4 protein-coding genes are annotated in these 5,901 nt (G+C 64.9%); all 4 read right to left on the bottom strand.

Features of this window, described 5'->3' with window-relative positions; all coding sequences use genetic code 11:
- Positions 1 to 288: 288 nt before the first annotated feature.
- The 4 genes from AC04MI_RS22945 to AC04MI_RS22960 all read right to left on the bottom strand — a co-directional run bounded on the left by AC04MI_RS22945 (position 289) and on the right by AC04MI_RS22960 (position 5,671).
- Positions 289 to 2,595, bottom strand: a complete 2,307-nt coding sequence (locus AC04MI_RS22945; RefSeq protein ID WP_108498869.1) for a putative bifunctional diguanylate cyclase/phosphodiesterase — start codon at positions 2,593 to 2,595, stop codon at positions 289 to 291.
- Positions 2,596 to 2,880: 285 nt separating this feature from the next.
- Positions 2,881 to 3,684 carry a MetQ/NlpA family ABC transporter substrate-binding protein gene (locus tag AC04MI_RS22950; protein ID WP_476498791.1) on the bottom strand — a complete coding sequence of 268 codons (804 nt, stop codon included), beginning with the start codon at positions 3,682 to 3,684 and terminating at the stop codon, positions 2,881 to 2,883.
- Positions 3,685 to 3,950: 266 nt separating this feature from the next.
- The gene (locus AC04MI_RS22955) at positions 3,951 to 5,039 is read right to left on the bottom strand and encodes a DUF6817 domain-containing protein (protein ID WP_436078636.1); all 1,089 of its coding nucleotides are present in this window, start codon (positions 5,037 to 5,039) and stop codon (positions 3,951 to 3,953) included.
- A gap of 323 nt (positions 5,040 to 5,362) precedes the next feature.
- On the bottom strand, positions 5,363 to 5,671 hold the full coding sequence (locus AC04MI_RS22960) for a hypothetical protein (RefSeq protein ID WP_436078635.1): 309 nt from the start codon (positions 5,669 to 5,671) through the stop codon (positions 5,363 to 5,365).
- Positions 5,672 to 5,901: the final 230 nt, after the last annotated feature.

Here is a 5,901-nt window from a genome sequence, read left to right on the forward strand (position 1 = left end):
CCCGGACGCCAAGGCGGCCGCACTGGCCTCGGCCAACGTGGAAATTTCCACACACACCAGCGTGGCCGCCAACCAGGGTCGCGTGTCGCAGGCCGCCTAAGCCCAGCGGCAACAACGGCGCGCAGGGCACAAGCCCTGCAAGCCCCCCCAAAACCCGGCCCTGTGCCGGGTTTTGGCTTTTATCAGGGCAAAACGGCCGGATGCGCTAGTGGAACATGCCTGAGTAGCTATCATTTTTGATATGCCACACACGGACCATGCCGCCCCCACGCCACACCGTGCCAGCAGTCACTGCGCAGCGGGCGGCGCCTGCCGCTGCAGCCATTGCTCGGCCAGTGGCCCGGGCGCCAGGGCCGGTGCAAACAGCCAGCCCTGGAAACGCTCGCAGCCCATGCGGATCAACAACTGCAGCTGTTCCTCGGTCTCCACGCCTTCGGCCACCACCTCCAGCCCCAGCGTGCGGGCCAGGGCGTTGACGGTGGCGCAGATCTCGCGGTCGTTCACGTCCACCACGATGTCGCGCACAAACACCTTGTCGATTTTCAGCTCGCTCACCGGCAGGCGCTTGAGCTTGATGAGCGACGAGTGGCCGGTGCCAAAGTCGTCGATCGACAGCGCAAAACCCGCGTTCTTCAGATCGAGCGCGATGGCGTACAGGGACTCGTCCAGCAGCTGCGACTCGGTGATCTCCAGCACCAGGCCGGCGGGCGCCACCCCGGCGCGCTGGGTCACGCCCAGCAGGGTCTGGGTAAAACCCGGCTCACGCAGCTGGATGGTGGAGACATTGACCGACACCACGGGCACCTGCCAGCCCTCGGCACGCCACTGTGCCATCTGGCGGCAGGCGGTCTCGAACACCCACAGCCCGATGGGCACGATGAGCCCGCTCTCCTCGGCCAGCGGGATGAACTCGTCGGGCGGCACCGCCTTGCCATCCACCGACCAGCGCAGCAGCGCCTCGGCACCCACGGTCTGGCGCTGCTGGTTGAGTTGGGGCTGGTAGACCAGCGCGAACTCGCCCGCCTGCAGCGCGTTGTGCAAGCGCCGGCGCAGCTCCAGCCGCCCGCGCGTGATCTGCGTGAACTCCTCGATGTAGAAGCGGTACGAGCCCCGGCCTGCACTCTTGGTGGCGTGCAGCGCCGAATGAGCGTGGCGCACCAGCTCCACGCTGTTGGCCGAATCGTCCGGGTACAGGCTGATGCCCAGGCTGGCCCCCATGTACTGCGCGCCCACCTCCGACAGCTCCCAGGGCTGCGCCAGGCCCTCCACCAGTGAGGCCGCCAGCTGCGCCAGCTCGGTGCGCGACGCCGGGCGCAGCAGCATCACCGTGAACTGGTCATTGGCCAGCCGCGACACCAGGCCCTGCCCCGCCAGCAGCTGGGTGATGCGTTGTGCCACCTCGCTCAGCAGCGCGTCGCCCACGCGGTGGCCATAGGTTTCGTTCACGCTCTTGAAGTGGTCCAGGTCGATCAGCATCAGCGCCACGCGGCGGTTGGTGCTGTGCGTGTCGCGCGCGGCCTCGGCCACGGCACGCTCCAGCGCGTCTTCAAAGTAGCGTCGATTGGGCAGGCCGGTGAGCGCATCGAAGTGCGCCACGCGGTACAGCTGCTCCTCGTTGCGCAGCACGGCGGCCTCGGCCGTGCGCAGGCGGTTGAGCAGGCTCACCACAATGGTCTGGCGCAGTGCCGCCAGCAGCAGCACCAGCAGGCAGCACACCAGGATCAGCGCCTGCATGCCTGCCCTGCCATCGGGCGCCACAAACAGCAGCACCAGGGTGATGGCCGCCAGCGTCATGGACAGCAGTGGCACGTAGTTCATGACCTGGTCGCACTGGCGGCGGTAGGCCGCATCTGCCGACATCTCAAACCGCAGCCAGCGTGCGCCCCAGCCCAGCACCAGCGCCGACACACTGAAGCTGGCGTTGAACCAGATGCCCGGCTGCACCGTGTTGCTGATGACCATGAGGTTCCACTGCATCCAGCTCAGGCCAAAGCCCAGCAGGCCCAGCAGCACCAGCGCATGGGACCGGTCGATGCGCACCCCCACCGTCGGAACAGCCAGCGCCGTGACGCCCGCCGCTGCGAGAAACCCGGCCGGGTACAGCACCAGCACCGTGCCCACGGCCAGCGAGTCCACCTCGCCCGAGGGCAGGTAGATCACCAGCGTGAACGCCAGCAGCGCCAGCACCGTGCCGCCAAAGTCCAGGGCCGCCGGGTAGGCCCGGTCGCGCGACAGGCGCGCAAAAGTGGCGCGGATGACGGTGGCAGCCCACAGCGGCCCACCCGCCAGAAACAGCAGGTCGGCGGGCGCGGGGAATGGGTTCCAGTCCAGCGCCACCTGCACGTTCCACACCATTTGCCCCAGGGCCACCAGCACCGCAAAGATCAGCAGGCCGGTGTGCAGCGCGCGGTCGGTGGGCGGCGCCAGCCGCCAGCCACGCCAGGCCCAGAATGCAGAGAGCCCAAACGCCAGYGTCCAGGAGGCGTTGTCCAGAAACAGCCGCACGCCAGGGGCCGGTGCCCACAGCGACGCAACGAACAACAGCGTGGTCGCACTCAACCAGACCGCTGTGAGGATTCGTTCCGCGAAGGGCATGGTGGAGGGATGGTGTTACTGGACGTTACCCTCTCATTGTGTATGCAAGCGCGACACCACAGTTTTCCCAGCGCGACGCAGGGGAATGGTGTTGGCGAAACGCTATCATTTAGATAGCTATTTGCGCTTTACGGGAAAGCGCACAACGCCAAAAAATACTTGGATGTTCGACTGCTGTTGCAGCCGCTTTTTCCGCCCCTCTCCCCTTGCGGGAGAGAGGGCGAAGCAGCAACCAGTCCGCAGAGCCACAGCGCCCTTCATCGCAGGGCGCATTTGCGATCAGCTTCAGAAGCCTGGCAGCACCGAGCCCTTGAATTCGGTCTGGATGAACTTCTTGACTTCTTCCGAGTGGTAAGCCTTCACCAGCTTGGCCACCCAGGGCTTGTCCTTGTCGGCTTCACGCACGGCGATCAGGTTGACGTAGGGGCTCTTGGCGTTTTCTTGTGCAATGGCGTCCTTGCCAGGGTTCAGGCCGGCCGACAGCGCAAAGTTGGTGTTGATGGCCGAGGCGTCCAGATCGTCCAGCGAACGGGGCAGCTGGGCGGCGTCCAGTTCAACAAACTTGAGCTTCTTGGGGTTGCTCACCACGTCSAGCGGCGTGGCCTTGAGGCCCGCGCCGTCACGCAGCTTGATCAGGCCCTTGTCCTGCAGCACCAGCAGCACGCGGCCGCCGTTGGTGGGGTCGTTGGGAATGCCGAACTTGGCGCCTTCCTTCAGGTCTTCCAGTTTCTTGACCTTCTTGGAATACAGGCCGATGGGGAAGTTGACGGTGTAGCCCACCGACACCAGCTTGTAGCCACGATCGGCCACTTGCGCATCGAGGTACGGCTTGTGCTGGTAGCTGTTGGCGTCCAGGTCGCCCGCAGCCAGCGCGGCGTTGGGCTGCACGTAGTCGCTGAACTCGACGATCTGGATCTTGAGGCCGTCCTTCTCGGCAACCTTCTTCACCTGCTCGAAGATCTGGGCGTGGGGGCCGCCGGTCACGCCCACCTTGATGGGCTTGTCCTGGGCCATGGCGCCGGACGAGAAAGCGGTAGCAGCGGCCAGGGCCAGGGCGGATTGCAGGAGAAGGCGCTTGTTGTTGTTCACAGGGAAAACCTTTCGTTGAGAGATGGTTCGCATCCTAGGGTTTCCCCGATAAAACTGGAACAACTAAGTTTTCATTTCATTACAACCCATTCGAATAAGAAGACAAGGCCCGTGCCCCCACCCCCACCTCATGAAACTGGCGCGCGCCCGGCGAGGGCAGCCGAGCAAGGGCCGCCCCGCAGCGAGGGCTGCGTCCCCCTTCCCGAATCGCGCAGCGATTCGAGAGAAGGGGGAAGTGGCGCAGCCACTCAGGGGGATGTTCCAAGTCACCCACGCAGTGCCACGTTGTTCAGCTTGTCCAGCCGCTCGGGCCAGGTGCCCTCCACCGTCGCGCCCTGCAGCAGGATGCGCGTCCAGGCCACCCAGGCGTCCCACTGCACGCGCTTGTCCCACGCATTGCCCCAGGCGCTGAACAGGTGCAGCGCACTCTCGGCAGCGGCCTTGGCGTCGTCCTTGCGGCCAGCGGACAGATACAGCTGGGCCAGCACCATCTGCGGCTCGCCCACCCAGGGGTTGTGGCGCACGGCGCTTTCCAGCACGCCGGTGGCCACGTCCAGGTCCACCAGCGGCTGGTCTTGCTGGATGACAGACCAGTACAGCGACGTGGCCGCCGCCTCGTTGGCGGCAGACAGGTGCTGCGAGCAGTGTGCAAACACGGGTGGCATGGGCAGCACGTCCTTCAGCCCCGGGTGCTGCAGCGCCTTGGCCAGGCCATTGATCTGGTGCACCATGCGCCCCGACGGCCGCATGGGTCCGGGCCACAGCGATGCGGCCCAGTGCGCCTTCTGGCTGCGGTGCTGCACGTCTGGAAAGCGCGAAAAGATGTCGTCTTGCCAGCTGAACCACTGCTCGATGGTGTCGGCCATGCTCACGATGATGAAGGCCGCCACCTCGTAGGGCGTGAGCACATGGTCCTGCCCGTCCTTTTGCAGCACCAGGCTGCCGTCCGCCTCCAGTGCATGGGCCAGCACCTTTTGCACAAACTGCGTGCGCGACTGGGTGCAGAACAGGTAGACCAGGTGCTCGGCCGACTCGCCCGCAATCTCGCGCACCCGGGCGCGCTCCTTGGCAGGGTCGAACTTCACCAGGTCCACAAACGCATTGCCATACACACTGTGTAGCAGGCCCAACAGGCGCACATCACGCGGCTGCTGCCACACCGTCAGCGTGCGCGTCACGCCCACCAAGTGGTGGCGAAACGTGCCCGCCTTGTGCCAGTCCTGCCCCACATTGCGCGCGAGCACCGTGGGCAACACGGGCGCCAATTCGGGGTCACGGGTCAGCCACTCGTCGTCCAGCAGCGGCAACGCGCGGGCAAACAGGTCAGCGTCCAGGGGGTGAAGCGGCAGGGTCATGGTGTTGTGTCTCCGGCGTTGATGGTGCAGGTAATGCAATGTACACACAGTATCTGCCCACACGGCGGGTGCGCAAGCACCGGGGCGACCCGGCCCTCACACCCAACACGCGCCTGCACGGCGGCTCGGTCAGCCCCATTGCGTGCTACGGGCTTTCAGGCTCAGAGGCTGAAAGTTTTTTAGCCGGGCCCGAAAGGCGCGCGAATACGCCTCGGATCTAGGCACAAAGCACAGCCATAGCTCAGGCTATGGCGAGCATTGGTAACGACGCGCCGGGGCGTATCGGCGTGCAAGGCGGGCATGGATAAAGGACTCTCAGCCTCTCAGACCAGCCGCACCTCAAAGTACGCGCCCTCGCCTTCTCCCAGATCCCGGAACCCGGCCTGCCGGGCTGCCACGCTGGCCTTGCCCCAGGTCTTGAGCAGGGTGAGATCGCCAGGAGACACCACCTCAGGGGGCGACTCCTCCAGGCTCTGCATGGTGTCCAGGGCAGCCGCCACCTGTTCGGCGCCGCCAAGCTGCTTTTCCAGGGCCCTGGCGTACCGGGTTTCTGCGGCAATGCGCTCCTTGGCCGGGAGTTCCTCGGGGTAGTCGCGCAGGGTGACGGCGTAAGTGGATTCGATGACTTGCATGGCGCTGCTTCTCCTGTGGCTTGATACTGTATAAATATACAGTTTTTTCCAACAAAATTCGAGCGCCGAAAGATCCCACACGGAGTTCGGGACGATGGAAAGATTGTTCTCAATACTGGAACAGTTAGTTTGCGACTGGGTAGTTTTTCCCTGAACACCATCGGCGTACAGTTCATCCCATCGATGAGCCGAACCCGCAAGGCGACTCACCGAACCCGGTTCAGGAACGG

It is taken from the genome of Acidovorax sp. LjRoot204 (assembly GCF_056175785.1).

What these genes read in the sequence shown, in the direction of transcription:
- AC04MI_RS22955 (WP_436078636.1), bottom strand. Translation starts at nt 5,039, where the DNA reads ATGACCCTGCCGCTTCACCCCCTGGACGCTGACCTGTTTGCCCGCGCG.
- AC04MI_RS22960 (WP_436078635.1), bottom strand. Translation starts at nt 5,671, where the DNA reads ATGCAAGTCATCGAATCCACTTACGCCGTCACCCTGCGCGACTACCCC.